Raw genomic sequence first — 22,079 nt, 5'->3', positions numbered from 1 at the left:
GCGGAAGCCTACGATCGCGAATCCTGACGCGTCGCCATCGGCGAACGTCAGCGCCGCCGCGGCGACCTACCTCTCTCCCGACATCTCGCTTGCCGCGTGAAACGCCTGATCGACATAGGCGAACTTGATCGCCTGCCACTGGCAATATTCCTCGACGAAGGCGCGCGATATCCATAGCGACGGCTTCTTCATATCGACGTCCCACCCCAGGCAGCCATCCTGCGCCGCCTTGGCGAAGAGGCGCTGCATGTGTGTGCGCGATATCATGAAGTCGGCGGCCAGCGCCCTGCTGTCGATCGGCCCGACGAAGAAGCGATCGGGGTGCTCTTCTTCCGGATCGATCCTCGACATCAGATAATCGACGATCAACCCACCGGCATCGTTCCACATGAACAGGCCAACCCGCGGCGGGGGCTCGCGCCAGGCCGCGTCACGCAGGCAGTCGCGCGCGATGCGCGGCTGCATCACCCCGATCCATTCGGGATTTGCCTGAAACCGCTCCGCCCTGTCGCCGTCATCGAGGACGTCGAGCGCCAGCAGATTGGACCAGACCCAACTGAACATCGCTTGCTGCGCGATGTCAGCCACCTCGTAACGACGCGGACGCTTGCGCTCCTCGCCTGGGACACAGGTGATGAACCTGTAGGTCGCGAGTTCATCGATAAAGCTGCGGATGGTGTTGCGGCTCGCAGCCTCGAAAGCCGTGATCTCCGTCGTCAGTGCCGTCGCCGTCAGCCCCGACGTTGGGTCGCCATCGCGGCGCTCCATGCTGAGCGCATAGGCGACCTGCGTGAGCAGCCACCGCTGGTGCGATGCGAGCAAGCGCGCAAGCCTTGGGCCGGCATCGAACATGTTGCGCATGCGGCTTGCGTGAAATCGAATACCCAAGATGAACTTGGGGTCGGCTATCAAATCTGTGGCACGAAACGGCATTGGTCTCCCGGACGGCACTCGACCTCGTGTAACCGCAAGTCAAGCAAACTAAAGCCGCCACTTATTTTCAACATCAGGATGTATAAATAAATGAAAGTTGTTCATTTTTACAAATCATAGGCCACCGTCGCACGCCACCCTCAAATTTTGTAGGATGGGTTGCGGAACAGCAAAAATGCATGAATTTTGCGACACTTAGCCGCACGATTTCGTGAGCGGGAACTACGGAGAGCTGGCTTTTCGTGCAGCCGCCCGCTCGAGTTCCAGCTGGTGCTCGCGGTAGATGATGAAAATGCCCGCGGCAACAATGACAGCGGTTCCGATCAGCATGCTTGTGGTCGGGATATCATCGAACACGAAGTAGGCGAGCACGCTGCCCAGCACGATGGACGTGTATTCGAACGGCGCGATCGTCGAGACATCCGCGTGACGGTAGCTTTCCGTCAGGAAAATCTGTGCGACGCCGCCGCAGAAGCCGGCAGCGATCAGGTAGAGTTGCGGCGCAAGATCGAGCAGATCCCAGCCGAAGGGCACGGTGAACAACGAAAAGACCGAGGCCGTGATCGAGAAATAGAGCACGATCGTCGAGGTCTTTTCTTCCTCGACCAGCTTCCGCACCTGGATCATCGCCAGACCACCAAGAACGGACGCCAGCAACACCGTAACCGCGCCGATCGCTTGTTCGGTCTCGACACCACCATCACTAAACAGCGTGAGCTTCGGCCAGGACACGATCGCCACGCCGATCAGGCCGACGAACACCGCGCTCCAGCGATAGATGCGCACCGTCTCGCCCAGAAGCAGAGCGGCGAAGACAACCGCGATCAGCGGCATGGCATAACCAAGCGCGATCGCCTCGGGCAACGGCAGGTGCAGCAGCCCATAAAAACCCAGGCCCATCGAGATGATGCCGAGCGTACCGCGCTTGAGATGGCCGACAGGATTGGCCGTATAGAACGACGCCTTCAACTGTCCGCGATAGGCAAGGAACGCCATGATCGGGAACAGGGCGAAGAACGATCTGTAGAAGGTGACCTGGCCAGGCTGGATGCCGGTGCCCGCAAGCTTGATGAAGGTCTGCATCGCCAGGAAGAAGACGACGGAGGCGAGCTTGCACGCAATACCTCGCATCGGATTTTCGAATACCGGCCGCATGTCAGAAACTCGCGAATTCACCAATTGAACGTCGGGGGATCGCACCGGATTCGATGCATGCTCACTTTGACAGGGTTTCTGCTAAAGAACAGGTGAAAACGCCGGATGCGCGAATTTGGTCGTTGTTTTTGCCCAGACCATCCCATTCAGCGCCCAGATCGTCTCATACGAAGCGGATCATCGCGCACGAGAATGCGCCTCAAGTATCTCCGGCACTGGCGTCCCTAAAACCCCGCGAAACTGCCTCTGGCTTTAGCTTTAGTTCAGACTTTAGTGTAATTATACCAATCAAATTTTACGGCAGAGCGCCCACTCTGTTTGCGAAGCATTGTCTAAAGGTCTCAGGGAATATCATGCGCACAGATACCGGCCAGGTCATCAATCTGGCAGATTACCGCCCCACCGATTTCGAACTCGAGCGCGTGGATCTGACGTTTGAACTGGACCCGACCGCGACCAAGGTAGATGCCCGCCTGATCTTCCACCGCCGCAAGGGCGCCGATCCCAAGGCGCCGCTGATCCTCGACGGTGACGAACTCGCTCTCTCCGGCCTGCTCTTCGATCAGGCGGAAATGAAGCCCAGCCAGTATACGGCAACGCCTGACAGCCTGACGATCCGCAATCTGCCGAAATCCAAGCCCTTCGAGCTGACGATCACCACGATCATCAATCCCGAGGCCAACACCCAGCTGATGGGCCTTTACCGCACCAACGGCGTCTACTGCACCCAGTGCGAAGCCGAAGGTTTTCGCCGCATCACCTACTTCCCCGATCGTCCCGATGTTCTGGCGCCCTACACGATCACCATCATCGGCGACAAGGCCGCCAACCCGGTCATGCTGTCCAACGGCAACTTCCTCGGCGGCGCCGGCTATGACGAGGGCCGCGCCTTCGCCGCCTGGTTCGATCCGCATCCGAAGCCGAGCTATCTCTTCGCGCTGGTCGCCGGCGATCTCGGTGTCGTCGAAGACAAGTTCGTCACCATGTCGGAGCGCGAGGTCACGCTGAAGATCTACGTCGAGCATGGCAAGGAAGCGCGTGCTGCCTACGCCATGGATGCGCTGAAGCGCTCGATGAAGTGGGATGAGGAGCGGTTCGGCCGCGAATACGATCTCGACATCTTCATGATCGTCGCCGTGTCCGACTTCAACATGGGCGCCATGGAGAACAAGGGCCTCAACGTCTTCAACGACAAATACGTGCTGGCCGATCCGGAGACCGCGACCGACCAGGACTACGCCAACATCGAAGCGATCATCGCCCACGAATACTTCCACAACTGGACCGGCAACCGCATCACCTGCCGCGACTGGTTCCAGCTCTGCCTGAAGGAAGGCCTGACGGTCTATCGCGACCACGAGTTCTCCGCCGACATGCGCTCGCGCCCGGTCAAGCGCATCGCCGAAGTGCGCCATCTGAAGTCCGAGCAGTTCCCCGAGGATGGCGGCCCGCTGGCGCATCCGGTGCGCCCGACCACCTATCGCGAAATCAACAATTTCTACACGACGACGGTCTACGAAAAGGGCAGCGAAGTCACGCGCATGATCGCGACGCTGCTCGGCAAGGACCTGTTCAAGAAGGGCATGGATCTCTATTTCGATCGCCATGACGGCCAGGCGGTCACGATCGAGGATTTCGTCAAGTGCTTCGAGGATGCCAGCGGACGCGACCTGACGCAGTTCTCGCTCTGGTATCACCAGGCCGGCACGCCGCTCGTCACCGCATCCGGCAGCTATGATGCCAGCGCCAAGAGCTTCACGCTCTCGCTTGAGCAGATGGTTCCGGCAACGCCCGGCCAGACAGACAAGAAGCCGATGCACATTCCGCTCAGCATCGCGCTCTTTGCCGAAGACGGCACGCCGCTCGAGCCGTCGTCGGTCGATGGCGCCGAGTATGGTGACAATGTGCTGCATCTGACCGAGCGCAGCCAGAAAGCCACCTTCAAGGGCATCGGCTCGCGGCCGATCGTATCGATCAACCGCAGCTTCTCCGCCCCGATCAACCTGCATTTCGATCAGTCGCCCACGGATCTGGCGCTTCTCGCCCGCTTCGAGACCGACCACTTCGCGCGCTGGCAGGCACTGACCGATCTCGCATTGCCGACGCTGCTTGCAGCCGCCCGCGATGCGCGTGACGGCAAGCCGGTCGTTGCTTCCAAGGACTTCGTCGAAGCCCTGCTTGCGGCAGCGGCGGACGAGACGCTGGAGCCCGCCTTCCGCGCCCAGGCGCTGGCGCTCCCGAGCGAATCAGACATCGCCCGCGAACTTGGCGGCAACAACGACCCTGACGCCATCCACGCCGGCCGCTCCGCCGTGCTGCAGCAGGTCGCCGACGCCGGAAAGAGCGTCTTCGCCGCACTCTACGACAGCATGACCACGCCAGGCGATTTCAGCCCCGACGCCAAGAGCGCCGGTCGCCGTGCGCTCCGCAACAGCGCGCTCACCTATCTGTCCTATTCAGAGAATACGCCTGATCGCGCCAAGGCCGCCTTCGATACTGCCAACAACATGACGGATCTGATGCAGGCGCTGACGATCCTCGCGCACCGCTTCCCCGACAGCAGCGAGGCGGCAGCAGCGCTCGCTGCTTTCCATGACCGCTTTGCCGGAAACGCGCTGGTCATCGACAAGTGGTTCTCCGTTCAGGCGACCATTCCGGGCGCAAAGGCGCTCGATCGCGTGCTGAAGCTGATGGACAATGCGCAGTTCAAGCGCACCAACCCCAACCGCGTGCGCGCGCTGGTCGGCACGTTTGCATTCGGCAACCCAACCGGCTTCGGACGTGCGGATGGCGAGGGTTACCGCTTCCTCGCTCGCGAGATCCTCGATATCGACGGACGCAACCCACAGCTGGCGGCGCGCATCCTCACCTCGATGCGCTCCTGGCGCTCGCTGGAGCCGGCAAGAGCCGAGCATGCACGCAAGGCGCTGACCGAGATCGCCGAAGCACCGGCGCTCTCCACCGACGTTCGCGATATCGTCGAGCGCACCCTCAAGGGGTGATTTGCGACACGAGGCGGCCGAGCCTGTCGAAGCCGCCTCCCACGCATGCTGGAAAAATCAGCACTTAGAATCGGTTAACAGATTTTTACCTTTTCCTCTGGACAAGGCGAATCACCAATGATTCATTGAGTCAGGTTCGGGCGAGCGGCGCAGCGAATCACGAGGGACAAGGCTCAGAAAATGATGAACGTGCGGCGGGCAACCGTGGCCGAAGGACGGCTGCGTGTCGATTTCGAGAGCTTCCGCGCCTGGCGTGAGAGCTTCACCGGCAAGGCTACCGCGACCTCGCGACCATCCTCTACCCGAAATTACACGCATGCCGAGGCCGTGTTGAAGCGCGCCATTCCTATCCTTATCGTTGCATTTCTGACCGTCGTCGCAGCCTCGCATTTCTTCGGCATGCTCTCCGAGCACGACCGCATGCAGGCCGCCGCCCGCCACTCGACGGCACTGGCCGCCGCCACCGCAGCAGCAGCCTTCGCAGACTCCGCCGCGATCTTCGACAGCGGCAACGCGACCGAAGGCCAGGCCCGCCTCGCCCGCTTCCTGCCGCAGGACCGGCTCGACGACGATGCCTTCGTCCTCCTCGTGCAGTCGAGCGGCAAGGTCTTCGCGGCGTCCGCCGCCGGTGCGGCCTATGTCGGCGCCGGTATCGGTGATTTCTTCTCCGAGGTCTCCGCGATACGCCGCTTCGGCGACCGGGCGGGCGTTATCGAGACCACCATCGCCGGCCGGCCGCACTACGCGCAGATCACGCTCATCGGCGACAGCGGCGGCTATGTGGTCGCGGCGACCTCGCTCGATCGGATCAGCCAGCTATGGCGCGAGGAGCTGACGCTCAACGTCACGCTGTTTGCCGGCATCTCCTCAATCCTCCTGGTGATCCTCTACGCCTATTACATGCAGGTGCGGCGCGCCCGCCATGCCGACGAGATCTTCGTCGAGTCCAACCAGCGGGTCGAGACAGCTCTGTCGCGCGGCCGTTGCGGCCTGTGGGATTTCGATTTCGACCGCCGCGAATTCTTCTGGTCGCGCTCGATGTACCAGATGCTCGGTCTTCCAGGTGGCGACGGCAACATGTGCTTCGGCGACGCGGCCCGTCTGATGCACCCCGACGACAGCGGCATCTACGAGATCGCCCGCTCGGTTGCCCGTGGCGACGCCGAGCAGATCGACCAGATCTTTCGCATGCGCCACGCCGCCGGCCATTACGTCTGGATGCGCGCCCGTGCGCAGGTCATCCGCACCAATGCCGGTCAGGTCCACATGATCGGCATCGCCATGGATGTGACCGAGCAGCACCGTCTTGCGCAGCGCTACGCCGAAGCCGACCAGCGGCTGGCGGACGCCATCGAGAGCACATCCGAAGCCTTCGTGCTGTGGGACAAGAACGACCGGCTGGTGATGTGCAACACGCACTTCCAGCAGGCGTACGGCCTTCCCGACAGCGTGCTGGTGCCGGGCACCGAACGGGCCGCCGTCAACGCCGCAGCCGCTCGCCCCGTCATCGAGCGCCGGATCGCCGACGCCCATGGCAATGGCTATTCGCGCACCAGCGAAGTGCAGCTCGCCGACGAGCGCTGGCTGCAGATCAACGAGCGGCGCACCCGCGACGGCGGCATGGTTTCCGTCGGCACCGACATCACGCTTCTAAAGCGCAACCAGGAGCGTCTGCGCGATTCCGAACGCCGGCTGATGGCGACGATCGGCGACCTCTCCTCCTCCCGCCAGACGCTGGAACGGCAGAAATCGGCGCTGTCGCTGGCGAACGCCAATTATCTCTCGGAAAAGGAACGCGCCGAGGCCGCCAACAAGGCGAAGTCGGAGTTCCTCGCCAACATGTCCCACGAACTGCGCACGCCGCTCAACGCCATCCTCGGCTTCTCCGAGATCCTGCAGGACGAGATGTTCGGCCCGCTCGGCTCGGCCAAGTATGACGAATACGCTCGCGATATCCATCACAGCGGCCGTCACCTGCTCAACGTCATCAACGACATTCTCGACATGTCGAAGATCGAGGCAGGCCACATGAAGCTTCAATGCGAGACGATCGATCTCGCACCGCTGATCGAGGAAAGCCTGCGCTTCACCGCGATCCCGGCCAGCGAGAAGCGGATCGAGATCCAGCAGCGCATCTGCGATGGCATGACGCTCAACGCCGATCGCCGGGCGATGAAGCAGATCCTGCTCAACCTGCTTTCCAATGCCGTGAAGTTCACCGACGAAGGCGGCCGGATCGCGGTGCGCACCCGTCGCACCTCGGTCGGCGTGATGCTGACCATCGCCGACACCGGCATCGGCATTCCCACGACCGCGCTCAGCAAGATCGGCCAACCCTTCGAACAGGTCCAGAACCAGTATGCCAAGAGCAAGGGCGGCTCCGGACTGGGGCTCGCCATCTCCCGCTCGCTGACGACACTGCATGGCGGACGCATGAAGATCCGCTCACGCGAAGCGATCGGCACAGTGATTTCGCTGCTGATCCCGGATAGTGCTGCTTGATCAGCCTTTGACTACCGCCTGAAAGACCTTCCGCACCGTCTTCGACAGCTGCTTCATCTCCCCCTCGAGGGTCTTGATGTCGGGGCAATCGCCGGCGCGGCAAACGAGATCGATGAGACCCGCCGGCGCATCCTTCGGATCGAAGGGACCATCGATGCAGAGCCGGATGAGCTGTGACAACTCGGTGTAGAGCACGAACGCCTCGCTGCAGCTATCGACATCGGCCGATGCCATCAGCGGCGCGCCTAGCTGCTTCAGCGCTTCGCCGGTGCTGATGCCATTGACCTTGACGACGACATCCTTCGCGGGTGCGATCAGCGCCAGATACTGCGCGATGAACTCGATATCGACGACGCCGCCGGGGACGAGCTTCAGGTCCCACATGTTGGCCGGTGGTTTTTCCTGTTCGATCAGCGCACGCATCTCGACCACATCCTTGGCCACCTTGCGCACGTCCCGCCGCGTCGACAGCACCTCCTCGATCACGCGCTCGACGTCGCCGATCAGGCTGGCATCGCCGCAGATCAGCCGCGCACGGCTGAGCGCCATGTGCTCCCAGGTCCACGCTTCCTCGCGCTGGTATTTCGAAAACGAGCTGACGCGGGTGGCGACCGGCCCCTTGTTGCCCGAGGGGCGCAGGCGCATGTCGACTTCGTAGAGCACGCCCTCGGCTGTCGGCGCCGACAAGGCGGCGATCAGCCGCTGGGTGATGCGGGTAAAGTAGCGCACCGCGTCCAGCGGCTTGGCGCCGTCGGATTCCTCGGCCGCATCGTCGTAGTCGTAAAGCAGGATGAGATCGATGTCGGAGCCCGCGGTCAACTCGAAGCTTCCGAGCTTGCCCATTCCGGCCACGGCAACGCGGCCGCCGGGGAACTTGCCGTGCGCCGCTTCGATCTCCGCGAGCACGGCATCCAGTGCCGCCTCGACGATCAGATCGGCCAAATGCGTAAACGCCCGGCCGGCCATCGCGCCGTTGATCGAGCCCGTCAGCAGGCGAATGCCGATCAGGAAGCGCTGCTCGGCGGCGAAGATGCGCAGCCGGTCCAGCACCTCTTCATAATAGCGCGCCTGCTGCAGCGACCCCTTGAGGCGTCCCGCCAGATAATCCCGCGTCGGAAGCTCGGCCATCAGTCCCGGATCGAGCATGCCGTCGAAGACATGCGGTCTTGCTGCGATGACCTCGGCGAGCTTCGGCGCCGCCGACATGATGTAGACGATCAGCGAGAGCAGCGCCGGATTGCTTCCAAGGAGCGAAAACAGCTGGATGCCGGCAGGCAGGCCCGAGATGAAGCTGTCGAACCTGAGGATCGCCTCGTCGGCGCGCTTGCTTTCGCCGAACACGCGCAACAGCTCCGGCGTCAGTTCCGTCAGCCGTTCGCGGGCCTCGACCGATTGCGTCGCCTTGTAGCGCCCGTAGTGCCAGGTGCGGATGACGCGCGAGATGTCGGAGGGACGCTCGAAGCCGAGTTTGCGCAGGGTGACCAGCGTATCGGGATCGTCGTTCTGGCCGGTGAAGACGAGGTTGCCCGTCTCCGTCGACAGCTTGGTCTCCTGCTCGAACAGCCGGGCGTAGCGGCGCTCGACGGTCCTGAACACCTCGACAAGGCGCTCGGAAAAGCTCGGCGTGTCGCTGAAGCCCATCATATAGGCGATGCGCTTCAGCTCGCCTTCGGTCTCGGGCAGCAGATGGGTCTGCTCGTCGCGCACCATCTGGATGCGGTGCTCGACATCGCGGAGGAACCAGTATGCGTCCGTCAGCTCCTCGCAGGTCTCCTCGTCGATCCACTTGGCCTTGGTGAGCTCGTTGAGCGTTTCCTCGGTGGCGCGCGAGCGCAGCGCGGGCATGCGTCCGCCGGCGATCAGCTGCTGGGTCTGCGCGAAGAACTCGATCTCGCGAATGCCGCCACGGCCGAGCTTGACGTTGTGGCCCTTTACCGCGATTGCCCCATGTCCCTTGTGGGCATGGATCTGCCGCTTAATCGAATGGATGTCGGAGATCGCCGCGTAGTCGAGATATTTGCGGAATACGAAGGGGGTGAGGTCGCGCAGGAAGTGGTCGCCGGCGGCGATATCGCCTGCAACGGGGCGCGCCTTGATGAAGGCCGCGCGTTCCCAGTTCTGTCCCCTGCCCTCGTAATAAACCATGGCAGCATCGATCGAGACGGCCAGCGGCGTGGCGCCGGGGTCCGGGCGCAGCCTAAGATCGGTGCGGAAGACGTAGCCGTCGCCGGTGCGCTCCTGCATGATACGGACGAGCCGCCGCATCAGGCGCGGGAAGATATCGATCGCATCGTCGGGATCGGACAGGATCCCGGCCTGCTCGTCGAAGAAGACGACGAGATCGATGTCGGAGGAATAGTTGAGCTCGCAGGCGCCGAGCTTGCCCATGCCGAGCACGACGAGACCCGATCCTTCGCTCGGCCGCGCGACGTTCTTCAACTGCAGCTTGCGGGCTTCGTGCGAGGAGAGAAGCAGGTGATCGATCGCGGCAGAGACCGTGGCCTCGGCAAGGCGGCTCAGCCACGCCGTGGTGGTGCGGCCATCGAAGACGCGGGTGAGATCGGCGAGCGCCAAGAGAAAGGCCACACGGCGCTTGACCGTGCGCAGGCGGCCCATGATCTCACTCTCGCTCGGTGATGCCCCGTCGCGCGGCATCCAGGCGTCACGCGCTTCCGAAATCAGCGCCTCCAGGCGCGGCTCGAGCGGCTCGCTGATGGCGATGGTGAGGACGCCGGGATCGATGTTGGCGATATCGCGCAGATAAGGCGAGAGCGTCAGCGCGGCGGAGATGAAATCGCGAAGCGCGCCCTCGGTCTTCAGCATATCGGCCACGACGGGTTCGTCGGCGCCGATCTTCTGTAGATCATCAAGCACGAGCTTCAATTCGGTCTTGCTCAATGGCTTCAACAGGCCGTCGACCACCTCGCTCAGGCTGTGCGTCGAATTCGTCAGCATGCGCCCTCCCTGGCAACAGGCAGCGAAAGTTGAAGCAGAATCAAAGCCGCTCGCCGCCTGAGGCTAAGTTAGGGTCTGAGACGCAAATGGCCAACAGACAATTCGGGGTAGCGCGGAAACGCCTATTTCAGGGGAAAGACGAGGGTGACGGCGAGACCGCGATTGGTCGCCGCATCCGGATCGGTATCGCTGAGTTCCAGCTTGCCGCTGTGCAATTCCATCACCGCTTCAACAAGCGACAGGCCAAGGCCCGTACCGGGCTTCGAGCGGCTCTCGTCCAGCCGCACGAAACGCTTGAGTACGTCCTCGCGCTTGTCGGCTGGAATACCAGGACCATGATCGGCGACCTGCAGGCAGATGGCATCGGGACGGCGCGTCAGCCGCAAAGAGACTTCGCCACCGGTCTCAGCACCCGCCGAATACTTCACAGCATTGTCGATGAGGTTGAAGATCGCCTGGCCAATCAGTTCGCGGTTGCCCTGCACCTCGATGCCGGGCTCGATATCGGTGGTCATGGCAAGGCCCGCCTCGTCGGCCACCGGTTCGTAGAGCTCGGCGCTGTCGGCAACGATGGCCGAGAGATCGATCGTCGACATCTCGGCGGCCACCGAGCCGGCCTCGACGCGGGAGATCATCAACAGCGCGTTGAAGGTGCGGATCAGCTGGTCGGATTCCGAAATGATCCCTTCCAGCGCCACGCGGCGGGTATCGGCATCCGGCGTATCGATCGCGTCCGCCGCCTTGTTGCGCAGGCGTGTCAGCGGCGTCTTCAGGTCGTGGGCGATGTTGTCGGAGACCTGGCGCAGCCCCTCGTTCAGCTTCTCGATACGGCCGAGCATGGTGTTCAGCGACACGGAGAGCCGATCGAACTCGTCACCGGAGCCGCCGACCGGCAGGCGCTGCGAGAGATCGCCGGCCATGATCTTCTTGCTCGCCGCCGACATGCGGTCGATGCGCTTCAGCGCGTTGCGGCCGATGCCGAACCAGATGATGACGGCGCCGAGACCCATGATCGCCAGCGCGACCATCAGCGCCTGCCTGACGAGCACGCGGAACGCCTCCGGCTCGCCAAGGTCGCGGCCGATCAGGATGCGCAGGCCGTTGTCGAGCACGTTGATGTTGGCGACGGCCATGTGCGGCTTGCTCTGGCGTCCCTCGGCATAACGCTGGTAGCGAAACGGCAGGCTGGTCCAGCCCTGCTCGTCGAGCACGCCCGGCTGGACGGACGCGACGTTGCCGGCGAGGATGTCGCCCGAGGGACCGGCGATGATATAGAGATTGGCACCCGGCTGGCGGGCGCGGCGCTCCATGGTCCTGAGCAGCAGGTTCATGCCGCCATTGTCGTAGGCGCGCTGAACCTGGTCGACCTCCTGCTGCACCGCCTCGCGGATCTGGCTGGTCAACAGCCGCTCGGACATCGCCGTCACGTAGAAGACGAGCGTTGCGGCGCAGATGGCGAAGAGCAGGATGTAGAGAGCCGAAAGGCGGACTGCCGTGGACTTGAAGAGAACCCAGAAGCGGTTCATCCGTCATCCTTGATCATGTAGCCGGCGCCGCGAATGGTCTTCAACAGCGGCAGGCTGAAGTCCTTCTCGATCTTGGAGCGCAGCCGCGAAACATGTACGTCGATGACGTTGGTCTGCGGATCGAAGTGATAATCCCAGACGTTTTCGAGCAGCATGGTGCGGGTGACCACCTGGCCGGCATTCTTCATCAGATATTCGAGCAGGCGGAATTCGCGCGGCTGCAGCGGGATTTCCTTGCCGCCGCGGCGCACTTCGTGGGCCAGACGGTCGAGCTCGAGATCGCCGACGCGGTAGACAACGTCCTGATCCGGCGTGCCCTTGCGGCGGCCGAGAACCTCGACGCGCGCCAGAAGCTCGCTGAAGGCGTAGGGCTTGGGGAGATAGTCGTCGCCGCCGGCGCGCAGGCCGGTCACGCGGTCGTCGACCTGGCCAAGGGCGGAGAGAATGAGAACGGGGGTGTGAATGCCCTTGCGGCGCAGCTCGGCGATGACGGAAAGACCATCGCGGCGCGGCAGCATGCGGTCGATCACAAGCACGTCGTAGGTGTTTTCGGTCCCCATGAAGAGGCCGCTTTCGCCGTCGCTTGCATGGTCGGCGACAATACCCGCCTCACGAAAGGCTTTCGTGAGATAGGCCGCCGCTTCCAGATCGTCTTCGATGATGAGAATCTTCATGCGGCCGACATTACCCGCCGGCTGTGTTTCGGCAAGGCTCAAAGCGTGATCGTCTTCCTGGAAGGTCATTGTCGTCACCTGCGATGGGTTGACAGGAAGAGCCGCGCGAGCGCGCGACCCTTCGAATTCGATCCGGAAATCCGGACGATTAGCCCTGGTTTTCGACCGGCAGGGCCACGAAGCGGCTGCCGTCCTTGGACTGGATCTGGAACAGCGCGCGGGTGCGGCCATCCTTCTTCGCCTGGTTCAGGACCTTGACCACGTCATCGGCGGTGGAGACTTCCTGGTTGTTGACCGAGGTGATCTTTTCGCCTTCCTTGATGCCCTTGTCGGCAGCGTCGGAGTTCGGGTCGATGCCGGTGATCTGCAGGCCCTTGCCGTCATCGGCCGGACCGACCGTCAGGCCGAGATCGGCGAGCGCCTTCTCGGATGCCGGGGTCTGTGCTTCCGGTGCCTGATCGCCATCGTCGGTCGCGGCCTGCTGCTGTTCAGCCGGCAGGGTGCCGAGCTCGACCGTCAGGGACTGCGACTTGCCCGAACGCCAGACGGAGAGTTCGACCTTCTTGCCCGGCGTCATCGCGCCGATACGGCGGCTCAGATCGCGGGCGTCCTTGACGGTCTCGCCGTTGACGGCGGTGACGACGTCGCCCGCCTTCATGCCGGCCTTTTCACCCGGCGTTCCAGCCTGAGCGTTGACGACGAGCGCGCCGCTGGCTTCAGACAGGCCGAGCGAGTCGGCGATGTCCTTGGTGACCGGCTGGATCTGCACGCCGAGATAGCCGCGCGACACCTGGCCGTCCTTCATCAGGTCGGCAACCACATCCTTGGCGGTCGAAGCCGGGATCGCGAAGGCGATGCCGACGCTTCCGCCCGACGGCGAGAAGATGGCGGTGTTGATGCCGACCACCTGGCCGCTGAGGTTGAAGGTCGGGCCACCGGAATTGCCGCGGTTCACCGCGGCGTCGACCTGGAGATAATCGTCATAGGGGCCAGAGCCGATATCGCGACCACGGGCCGAAACGATACCTGCCGTCACCGTGCCGCCGAGGCCGAACGGGTTGCCGACGGCCACGACCCAGTCGCCGACGCGGACGTTGTTGTCGTCGGCCCAGTTGACGTAGGTGAACTTCTTGCCCTTGCCGTCGACCTTCAGCACGGCGAGGTCGGTGCGCGGGTCCTTGCCGATCAGCTTGGCGTCGAGTTCAGTGCCGTCCTTCATGACAGCGACGAAGGCCGCGCCATCAGAGACGACGTGATTGTTGGTGACGATGTAGCCGTCTTCGGAGATGAAAAAGCCGGAGCCCTGAGCGACCGGACGCAGACGACCCTCATGACCCGGGCCGGGAGGATGCGCGCCGGGAGGGCCACGGCGGCCCTGCTGCTCGCCGAACTGACGGAAGAACGGCTTCAGGGCATCGGGGAGATCATCGAAGCCACGGCCGTTGAAATCGAAGGAGAAGCCATTGCCATCCTCATCGGAGACCGGCTTGACGCGGCTTTCGACGCGAACGGAAACGACGGCAGGCGAAACGGCGTCAACGACATTGGCGAAGCTCGGCACGGATGGTGCCTCGACCTTGACCGCTTCGGCATAGGAACGCGTGATTTCGAGGGGGACACCGGTCGCCAGGACGGCGGTGGCAAGACCGGCAACGGTCGAGGCCTTGAGCACGGTCGACAGTGACGGAGCTTTGATAGTCTTCAGCATAAGACGCACCTTCTTATATTTAAATCCACGGGACCGGCGGTTACCGGATCGGTCGATGGATGAAGATATAGGACGGCACACCTTACTGCGAACTGTCCGAGGCATGAAAAATTCGTAATGTCCGAATTCTTCCGCCTCAGGCTTACTTTTTCAATAGCTCGTTCAGGCGCGCCTGCTCGTCACTCGTCAGCGCCGATCCGGTCGGCTGGCCGGTATAGCGGCGGGCGAAGACGACCAGCGACAGGCCGCCCAGCACCGCGAGCAGGATCGGAGCGCCCCACAAGAGCAGCGTCTTTGTCTCGAGGCGCGGCTTCAGCAGCACGAACTCACCGTAGCGGGAGACGATGTAGCTCATGACCTGCTGGTCGCTATCGCCGTCGGTAATGCGCTTTCGCACCAGCAGACGCAGATCCTTGGCCAGCTCGGCGTTGGAATCGTCGATCGACTGGTTCTGGCAGACCATGCAGCGCAATTCCGCCGAGATCGCGCGCGCCCGGCTTTCGAGAGCGGGATCTTTCAGCATCTCGTCCGGGTTGACGGCGAAGGCCGGCGCTGCGGATGCGATCAGGAAGAGAGCCAGAAGGAAGCGACGCATCATTCGGCCGGCTCCATGACAGGCTGCTGCGCCTTTGCCTTGCGGCGCGGCGCGCCGACGCGCAGGCGCCGGTCGCTGAGCGAGACGAAGCCGCCAAACGCCATGACGAGGGCGCCGCCCCAGATGCAGAGAATATAGGGCTTCCACCAGATGCGCACGACGATACCGCCGTCATCGGTCGGATCGCCGAGCGAGACGTAAAGCTGGCTCGCGCCGAAGGTCAGGATACCGGCTTCCGTCGTCGGCATCTGGCCGGCGGTGTAGATGCGCTTGGCCGACCAGACGTCAGCCACGTCGACGCCGCCCCTGGCGATGGTGAAATGACCGCGATCCTCGGTGTAGTTCGGTCCGGTCGCCTTCTTCATGCCGTCGAAGCGCAGCGTGTAGCCGCCGGCATCGGTCACCTCGCCCTGCTTCATCTGCAGGACGTGCTCGGTCTGGAAGGTGGAAACGGCGACGATGCCCAGCACGGAAATGCCGAGGCCCGCATGGGCGAGCGCCGTGCCGAAGGCCGAACGCGGCAGACCCTTGAGGCGGCGCCAGGCGATGCCAAGAGGCTGCTTGCCGACGCCTGCGCGATACCAGAGATCGGCGATGGCGCCGAGGACGAGAAACAGACCGGCCGCGAGACCGAGAACCGACATGACCGGGCCGCCATGCTGGAGATAGAAGAACAGGACGGCGGCGACGAAGGCGAGTGCGGCAACCGCATAGAGCCGCTGCAGCGCGCCCAGCAGATCACCGCGCTTCCAAGCCAGCAGCGGGCCGAAGGGCACGATGACGAGAAGCGGCGCCATCAACAGGCCGAAGGTCATGTTGAAGAAGGGAGGGCCGACCGAGATCTTGTCGTTGGTCAGCGTTTCCAGAACCAGCGGGTAGAGCGTACCCGTCAGCACCGTTCCGCAGGCGACCGTCAGGATCAGGTTGTTGACGACGAGCGCGCCTTCGCGCGAGATCGGCGCGAACAGGCCGCCGGCCGTCAGTCTCGGCGCCCGGAAGGCAAAGAGCGACAGCGCGCCGCCGATGAAGAGCAGCAGGATGCAGAGGATGAAGACGCCGCGCGAGGGGTCGCTGGCGAAGGCGTGAACCGATGTCAGCACGCCCGAGCGCACCAGGAAGGTACCCATCAGTGACAGCGAGAAGGTGAGGATGGCGAGCAGCACCGTCCAGATCTTCAGCGCCTCGCGCTTTTCCATGACGAGCGCCGAGTGCAGCAGCGCCGTGCCGGCGAGCCAGGGCATGAAGGAGGCATTTTCGACCGGGTCCCAGAACCACCAGCCACCCCAGCCGAGCTCGTAATAGGCCCAGTAGGAACCCATGGCGATGCCGAGCGTGAGGAAGGTCCAGGCGGCGAGCGTCCAGGGGCGCACCCAGCGCGCCCAGGCGGCGTCGATGCGGCCTTCGATCAGCGCGGCGACAGCGAAGGAGAAGCAGACGGAGAAGCCGACATAGCCGAGATAGAGCAACGGCGGATGAATGGCGAGGCCGATATCCTGCAGGATCGGGTTCAGATCCTTGCCCTCGGCCGGCGCCGGATCAAGGCGCGCGAAGGGGTTGGAGGTGAGCAGGATGAAGAGGATGAAGGCGACAGAGATCCAGGCCTGGACCGAGAGTACATTGGCCTTCAGCGTCTCGGGAAGATTGCGGCCGAAGACTGCTACCAGCGCGCTGAAGAGAGCCAGGATCAAGAGCCAGAGCATCATCGATCCCTCGTGATTGCCCCAGACGCCGGAGTATTTGTAGATCAGCGGCATCAGCGAATGCGAGTTTTCCCAGACGTTCTTGACCGAGAAATCGGAGACGACATGCGCATAGGTCAGCACGCCGAAGGAGAAGGCGACCAGCGCGAAAAGGACGACAGAGCCGATCGGCCCGACATCCATCATCGCCTGATCCACGCGTCGGGCGCCGATCAGCGGCACCAGAGACACGATGATCGCGGTGGCGAGCGCCAGAATGAGAGCGTAGTGGCCGATTTCGATGATCATTTCGCCGCCTGTTCGTCTTTCCAGAGCCCCTGCTGCTTCAGCCTGTCGGCGACATCCTTGGGCATGTATTTCTCGTCATGCTTGGCAAGCACGGTATCGGCGGTGAAGACGTCGCTGCCGCTCTCGAAAGTGCCCTCGGTCACCACGCCCTGCCCTTCGCGGAAAAGATCGGGAAGGATGCCGGTGAAGCGGACGTGAACCAGATCGCCGGAGGCATCGGTCACGGCGAAGCGCACCGTCGATCCTGCGCCCCTGACGACGCTGCCCTCGCCGACCAGCCCGCCGAGGCGGATACGGGTTCCCGGAGGGACCGGATTGCTGGCGAGATCGGCCGGCATGTAGAAATAGGCGACCGAATTGCTGAAGGCGAACATCACCAACAGAACGGCCGCGACAATGAAGCTCATTCCGCCGCCGATTACCGCAAGGCGTTTCTGCTTGCGCGTCATTGCATCGTTCCTTGTGTCGCCGCTGCGTCCGCGGGAAGACCGAGTTCATGGGCGAGCGCCACAAGCTGCTTGCCCTTCTCGCTATCACCAGGGAAAGCGGCCAAGCCGCGCTTCAGCGCCGCCGCCGCGCGGTCCTTGTCGTTCAATACCATATAGGAGCGGACCAGCCGCAGCCATCCGTCGAGATTGTCGGGGTTCTCGGTCAGCTTCGCGTCGAGACTGTCGACCATGCCGCGGATCATCTGTTGACGATCGCCGCTGTTCATCTGATCGGCCGCTGCGACATCAGCCTGCGTCGGTCCGCCGAGCGGTGCGGCTGCCGTGGGAGTATTGCCCGCAGCCGGCGTGCCGCCGTTCTTTGCAATATGCTCGCTCACCAGCGGCATCCATGGCGCGTCGGGCGGAGACTGCTTGGCGATCGCCTCGAAGCCGGCGCGGGCCTCGTCGGCCTTGCCTGCCTGTTCGAGACCGAGCGCGATGTAGAAGCGGGCGCGCGGGTTTTCCGGCTCCAGCTTCAGCGACCGCGTCAGCACATCGCGCGCATCATCGGTAATCACGCCGCTCGAGGCAGCGATCAGCGTTTCGGCCAGCCCGTCGAGCCGGGCCGCCGTTTCGCCGAGCAGGCGGATGGCATTGCGGTAGGCGGTTTCGGCGTCGGCGATGCGCATGGTGTTGAAGTAGATCGGCGCCAGGATATCCCAGCCCTTGCCGTCATCCGGGTTCTCGGCGAGATGCCGCTCGGCCTTGGCGACAAGGATCGCCATGTCGTTGCCGGGATTCTCCAGGCGCGCCTCGAGAGGCTGCGAGGGCAGATCGGGTCTGCCCATTATGATGTAAAGACAGAGCCCCGTGAGCGGCAGCAGCATGAGCACGAAGACTTCGGCGGCGCGGCGGTATCCGCGTCCGGCTTTCGGCGCAGCCGACGTCTCGGCGCTCGATACGGCAAGCAGGCGGCGGCCGATTTCGGCGCGGGCGTATTCTGCTTCCTCGGCGGAGATCAGACCGCCGGCGCGGTCGCGGTCGAGTTCGGCAAGCTGGTCGCGGTAGACGGCGGTTTCGCCGGCACGGCTATCGCCGGTCGCCTTCGAGCCCCGCAAAAGCGGATAAAGCAGAAGAGCGGCAACGGATGCCGTCATCACGGCCAGGAGAATCCAGAAAGTCATGACCGCCAATTACTCGAAGCGCGCGATCATTCCAATATGCAAAGCCACGATGACGATGATTTGAAGTATTTTGCCGCACGTCACCAAACGACCGCAACATCAGGACTTTGGCTCAGCCGAGCGGCGACCAGCTGCCGTCGCCGTTGCGGCAAGCCGATCCGCGCGCCAGCGTGTCCTTGCCGTCGACGGTGAGCGTGTGGGTGTACTGGCGGCAATTCTGCGATCCGACCTGATAGGGAGCGGCAGCCACGACCTTGCCGCTGACATTGCGGCCGCTCCAGACGACCGGCTGGCCGACGGCTGCGCCTTCCAGCGCACGATACTCGGCTTCCAGCGCCCGCTGCCGGTCACTGTCGCTCAAGGTCACGCCGGTGCGGCCGACGATGCCGCCCTGCAAGGCTTCGATGATGGTGGCGGAGGCCGATGGCTTGCGGCCGCCGAAAAGGCCGGATGAGGCGCCGCTCTTCGTCGTCTGGCAGCCGGTCAGAGCCATGCATGCCACAAGAGAAAGACCAATTATGCCTTTTGAGCTAGGTATCATTCAGTCGAACCCGAACCAGGTGTCAAACGCGCCACAGGTGCAAGCCGCACCCCGCCTTAGGCCGAGGTAAAGCATGCTATGCAAATGTCTTTCTGGCATCAAGCCGCCGATCACGCAACATCCTTTGTGACACCGGGAAGAATAAGGCGCGCCTTCAGCCCGCCCCACTCGCCACGCGACATTTCCAGCCGGCCCTGATACTCGTTGGCGATCTCAGTGACGATCGACAGGCCAAGGCCGGTGCCGGGCTTGCTCTCGTCGAGACGGCGGCCGCGCTTCAGCGCCTCGCGGATCTGGTCGGGCTCAAGACCGGGGCCATCATCCTCGACGATCACCTCGACCCAATGGCGGCGGGCGCTGCCCTCCCCGCCCTTGACGTCATCGGGGGCTTCGGCGACCGAAAGCCTGACCTTGTGCACGGCAAAGCGCGAGGCGTTTTCAAGCAGGTTGCCGACCACTTCCTCCAGATCCTGCTGCTCCAGCGCCACGGCCAGATGCGGCGGATTGACGAGGAGGTCGAACTCCTTGTCGACGTTCAGACGGCGCATGACGCGCACCAGCCGTTCCAGCGCCGGCTCGGCATCGGTACGGGCGAGAACGGATTCGCGCTGGGCGGCAATGCGGGCGCGGTTGAGATAGGATTGCACCTGCCCCTGCATCGATTCCGCCTGGCTCTTGACCAGCTCGCCATGCGAGCGCTCCAATACGCGGGCTTCATTGAGCAGCACGGCGATTGGCGTCTTCAGCGAATGGGCGAGATTGCCGACCTGCATGCGGGCACGCTCGACGATGCGGCGGTTGCTGTCGATCAGCGCGTTGACCTCGTTGGCAAGCGGCAGGATCTCGCGCGGGAACTCGCCCTTCAGCTGCTCGCTCTCGCCGGCGCGGATGCGCTCGAGCGCGGCGCGCGCCTTGTCGAGCGGCTTCAGGCCATAGAGAATGGCAAGCGCGTTGACGATCAGGCTGCCGACGCCGAAGCCGGCGAGCGCGAGATAGAGGCTGTGGGAGAAGTTGCGGACATCATCCTCGACGACATCGACATTGCCGGTGACGCGAAAGCGCGCGGCACGGCCATCGGTGTCGAGCACCACTTCGGTCTCGGCGACCTGAATGCGGTTCTGCGAGGTGTCGGTGACCTGATAATAGCGCTCGTAGTTCTTGTCGAACGGCGCTTCCAGCACGGAGGGAACGGGGATGGTGGTGGCACCGAGTGAGGGCGAGACCAGCGGCGGGGCCGTGTAGGTCCCCAGCGGCTCGACCATCCAGTACCAGCCGGTCTTCGGCTGGGCGAAGCGCAGGTCGCCGAGCTGCGGGCTGCCTGATAGTGCGCCCTGATCGCCGATCGCCACCGAGTTGATGACGTTATAGAGCTGCGCGCGAAGCAAATCCTGAAAGCCGCGCTCGGCGCTCTTGCGATAGAGCGTCGAGATCAACAGGCCGATTACGACAAGCGCCACGGTCGACCAGATCGTGGTCAGAAGCAGGACGCGTGCGGTAAGAGACTTAATTCGCATTGGTCGGCGCTTGGATGCGGTAGCCGAGACCGCGCACCGTTTCGATCAGATCGACGCCCATCTTCTTGCGCAGGCGACCGACGAAGACTTCGATCGTGTTGCTGTCGCGGTCGAAATCCTGGTCGTACATGTGCTCGACCAGCTCGGTGCGCGACACGACCTCGCCCATGTGATGCATGAGATAGGCCAAGAGCCGGTATTCGTGCGAGGTGAGCTTCAGCGCCACGCCGTTGACCACGGCCTTCGAGGTCTTGGTGTCGAGGCGAACGGGGCCGCAGACGATCTCGGACGAAGAGTGGCCGGCGGCGCGGCGGATGAGCGCGCGGATACGGGCGAGAACTTCTTCGACGTGGAAGGGCTTGGTGACATAATCGTCGGCGCCAGCGTCGATGCCGGCGACCTTGTCGCTCCAGCGGTCGCGGGCCGTCAGGATCAGCACCGGCATGCCGCGGCCGGCGCCGCGCCACTTTTCCAGAACGCTGACGCCGTCGAGCTCGGGCAGGCCGATATCGAGGATGATCGCGTCATAGGGCTCGGTATCGCCGAGGAAGTGTCCCTCCTCGCCGTCGAACGCCTGATCGACGACGTAGCCGGCCTCTTTCAGGGTTTCGCTCAGCTGACGATTCAGATTGACGTCGTCTTCGACTACCAGGATGCGCATCGGTCCGCTCTACTCCGCTTTATGTCTTCGATGTCTAAATAGGGCGATTCTGCCTACATCGGAACCTTGACGGTTACTTTACGCGGTCGCTGGCCGTTGCCCTGGACGAGCACGGTGATGATGCAGCTGTCGCCGGAGGGCTGAACGGAGAGCAGCTGCCCCCCGGTCTTCTCGACAACCTGCTGGGCGGCTTCACTGCAATCGCCTGCTACGCGCACCAAAAGGTTGTGCGTATTATCCGGTGAGGGCGACGGTACCGTCAGCCAAACGGCCAACGCTGCGACGCTCAGAGGAGAGGCCATGTGCTATGCTTTCAATGGATACCAACTTGACCTGACTATGTACTCAGGAGACCTGAATGGCAAATGAATGCAAGGTAATGTCGGGTGCTTGGGGGTGTCTCAGAGCATGCCGCAAGGCACCCGACGCCGCTGCTGTGGCCGGAAAGGCACGGTTGGCGGCGGCATTCGCGCCACCGTGCCGCTATCGCCCCCGGACTCAGGGCTTGATCGCCGACTTCGCCGTCACCCGGCCATAGACCGCCAGCAGCCCCCCCAGCGCGCCGGCGATGTTGACGATCGCATCGACGATCTGAGAGCGATCGCCGGATGCGATATCCACACCCGTAAAGTGCAAAGCCGAAGCGAGGATCGCAACGACCGCGCCCCAGATGGTCTTCGAGCTGTACCAGTTTTTCAAATCAGGCATCGTCC

Annotated in this window: 17 protein-coding genes; 2 read left to right on the top strand and 15 right to left on the bottom strand. The window is 63.3% G+C overall.

Annotation, left to right across the window (positions count from 1 at the left end):
* Nucleotides 1-66: 66 nt before the first annotated feature.
* Both J5286_RS06395 and J5286_RS06390 read right to left on the bottom strand, forming a co-directional pair.
* Nucleotides 67-933, bottom strand: a complete 867-nt coding sequence (locus tag J5286_RS06395; RefSeq protein WP_209189697.1) for a hypothetical protein — start codon at nt 931-933, stop codon at nt 67-69.
* Nucleotides 934-1,155: 222 nt separating this feature from the next.
* Nucleotides 1,156-2,088: a DMT family transporter gene (locus tag J5286_RS06390; protein ID WP_209189696.1), complete on the bottom strand. Its 933-nt coding sequence runs from the start codon at nt 2,086-2,088 to the stop codon at nt 1,156-1,158.
* 353 nt (nt 2,089-2,441) lie between these two features.
* Between J5286_RS06390 and pepN the strand changes: the two genes are divergently transcribed.
* Nucleotides 2,442-5,090: an aminopeptidase N gene (pepN, locus tag J5286_RS06385; protein WP_209189695.1), complete on the top strand. Its 2,649-nt coding sequence runs from the start codon at nt 2,442-2,444 to the stop codon at nt 5,088-5,090.
* A 180-nt stretch (nt 5,091-5,270) separates the two neighbouring features.
* Nucleotides 5,271-7,592 carry a PAS domain-containing sensor histidine kinase gene (locus J5286_RS06380; protein WP_047513585.1) on the top strand — a complete coding sequence of 774 codons (2,322 nt, stop codon included), beginning with the start codon at nt 5,271-5,273 and terminating at the stop codon, nt 7,590-7,592.
* Here J5286_RS06380 and J5286_RS06375 read toward each other — a convergent pair whose 3' ends face one another.
* The 13 genes from J5286_RS06375 to J5286_RS06315 all read right to left on the bottom strand — a co-directional run bounded on the left by J5286_RS06375 (nt 7,593) and on the right by J5286_RS06315 (nt 22,074).
* Nucleotides 7,593-10,547, bottom strand: a complete 2,955-nt coding sequence (locus J5286_RS06375; RefSeq protein ID WP_209189694.1) for a bifunctional [glutamine synthetase] adenylyltransferase/[glutamine synthetase]-adenylyl-L-tyrosine phosphorylase — start codon at nt 10,545-10,547, stop codon at nt 7,593-7,595.
* Between the two features lie 122 nt (nt 10,548-10,669).
* A complete protein-coding gene (locus tag J5286_RS06370) occupies nt 10,670-12,073 on the bottom strand; it encodes a sensor histidine kinase (RefSeq protein WP_209189693.1) in 1,404 nt (467 codons plus the stop codon).
* Nucleotides 12,070-12,747, bottom strand: a complete 678-nt coding sequence (locus J5286_RS06365) for a response regulator transcription factor (protein ID WP_156144896.1) — start codon at nt 12,745-12,747, stop codon at nt 12,070-12,072. The genes J5286_RS06370 and J5286_RS06365 overlap by 4 nt, the downstream gene beginning before the upstream one ends.
* A 148-nt stretch (nt 12,748-12,895) precedes the next feature.
* Nucleotides 12,896-14,455: a Do family serine endopeptidase gene (locus tag J5286_RS06360; RefSeq protein ID WP_209189692.1), complete on the bottom strand. Its 1,560-nt coding sequence runs from the start codon at nt 14,453-14,455 to the stop codon at nt 12,896-12,898.
* A gap of 142 nt (nt 14,456-14,597) precedes the next feature.
* Nucleotides 14,598-15,053, bottom strand: a complete 456-nt coding sequence (locus J5286_RS06355) for a cytochrome c-type biogenesis protein (protein ID WP_209189691.1) — start codon at nt 15,051-15,053, stop codon at nt 14,598-14,600.
* Nucleotides 15,050-17,038, bottom strand: coding sequence for a heme lyase CcmF/NrfE family subunit (locus tag J5286_RS06350; protein ID WP_209189690.1), 1,989 nt, complete (start codon nt 17,036-17,038; stop codon nt 15,050-15,052). The genes J5286_RS06355 and J5286_RS06350 overlap by 4 nt, the downstream gene beginning before the upstream one ends.
* The gene (gene ccmE, locus J5286_RS06345) at nt 17,035-17,487 is read right to left on the bottom strand and encodes a cytochrome c maturation protein CcmE (protein ID WP_018898871.1); all 453 of its coding nucleotides are present in this window, start codon (nt 17,485-17,487) and stop codon (nt 17,035-17,037) included. Before ccmE ends, J5286_RS06350 begins: the two co-directional genes overlap by 4 nt.
* Nucleotides 17,484-18,650 carry a c-type cytochrome biogenesis protein CcmI gene (ccmI, locus tag J5286_RS06340; RefSeq protein ID WP_209189689.1) on the bottom strand — a complete coding sequence of 389 codons (1,167 nt, stop codon included), beginning with the start codon at nt 18,648-18,650 and terminating at the stop codon, nt 17,484-17,486. Before ccmI ends, ccmE begins: the two co-directional genes overlap by 4 nt.
* A 112-nt stretch (nt 18,651-18,762) precedes the next feature.
* Nucleotides 18,763-19,191, bottom strand: coding sequence for an RT0821/Lpp0805 family surface protein (locus tag J5286_RS06335; protein WP_026283072.1), 429 nt, complete (start codon nt 19,189-19,191; stop codon nt 18,763-18,765).
* A gap of 110 nt (nt 19,192-19,301) precedes the next feature.
* On the bottom strand, nt 19,302-20,705 hold the full coding sequence (locus J5286_RS06330) for an ATP-binding protein (RefSeq protein WP_209189688.1): 1,404 nt from the start codon (nt 20,703-20,705) through the stop codon (nt 19,302-19,304).
* Nucleotides 20,695-21,366, bottom strand: a complete 672-nt coding sequence (locus J5286_RS06325) for a response regulator transcription factor (protein WP_018898875.1) — start codon at nt 21,364-21,366, stop codon at nt 20,695-20,697. The genes J5286_RS06330 and J5286_RS06325 overlap by 11 nt, the downstream gene beginning before the upstream one ends.
* 53 nt (nt 21,367-21,419) lie before the next feature.
* The gene (locus J5286_RS06320; RefSeq protein ID WP_047513615.1) at nt 21,420-21,668 is read right to left on the bottom strand and encodes a hypothetical protein; all 249 of its coding nucleotides are present in this window, start codon (nt 21,666-21,668) and stop codon (nt 21,420-21,422) included.
* Between the two features lie 196 nt (nt 21,669-21,864).
* Nucleotides 21,865-22,074, bottom strand: coding sequence for a hypothetical protein (locus tag J5286_RS06315; protein WP_018898877.1), 210 nt, complete (start codon nt 22,072-22,074; stop codon nt 21,865-21,867).
* Nucleotides 22,075-22,079: the final 5 nt, after the last annotated feature.

It is taken from the genome of Rhizobium sp. 16-488-2b (assembly GCF_017741815.1).
Classification (GTDB): Bacteria; Pseudomonadota; Alphaproteobacteria; order Rhizobiales; family Rhizobiaceae; genus Rhizobium.
The sequence above is the reverse complement of the archived record's forward strand: the minus strand, read 5'-3'. Positions and strand labels throughout refer to the sequence as shown.